The following is a 677-nucleotide window of genomic DNA, read 5'->3' on the forward strand; positions in this document are numbered from 1 at the left end:
CATGTGGAGGAGAAAACTGTAACTATTGTTGTTGACAAGGTAACCGGAGGTTCTACAAATTGCGAGGATCCTCTTTGTGAGGCATCGAGGAAGGAACCTGACATTGAGAAGAGTCACCCAAGCCTCGGAGAAGAGGCAGACGATACAATAGGTGGAACAGTCTTCCCTGGTTCAGGTAGCTGTGAATTATCATGTCCACAGGATGGTGGCATCGCAGTCTACGAGGGATGCTCGGAAAGAACACCAGAGAGCCAAACTGATGCTCGGAAAGAAAACATCCATTCAGATGTCGCTGAGACAGATGAATGCACTAAGACTCAGAAGGCCGCTCTAGCAGGCACAGAGGGAGAAAATTCTGCTGAAGATTCTGGTGTGCCGGTGTCTGAGATGGACAAATGCAACGAGATGCCGAAGGATGCTCCGACACTTACAGCAGCAGGTGCAAATCCTGCTGAAGACGAAGCTTCCCTGAAAGACCTCTCTGTGCAGACAGAGAACAAGGCTTCTTCTGCCTCCCCAGCTCCTGATGATCCGAAGGCCAGTGACGAGAAGACGCTGGCAGAAGAGAACCAGAAGCTGAAAGAGCTTCTGCAAAAGCTTCTCGCGTCCGGCAACGATCAGATGGGGGTCATCACGGACCTAAGTGAGAAGGTCAAGGTGCTGGAGCGGAAGCTGGC

Annotated in this window: 1 protein-coding gene; it reads left to right on the top strand. The window is 51.4% G+C overall.

Annotated features, from left to right (window positions below; translation table 11 throughout):
* Positions 1–677 (top strand): hypothetical protein (locus tag FWJ25_RS20620; protein ID WP_188093677.1); only part of this gene is annotated, 677 nt, incomplete at both ends.

It is taken from the genome of Marinobacter salinexigens, from assembly GCF_008370345.1.
Taxonomy (GTDB): domain Bacteria; phylum Pseudomonadota; class Gammaproteobacteria; order Pseudomonadales; family Oleiphilaceae; genus Marinobacter; species Marinobacter salinexigens.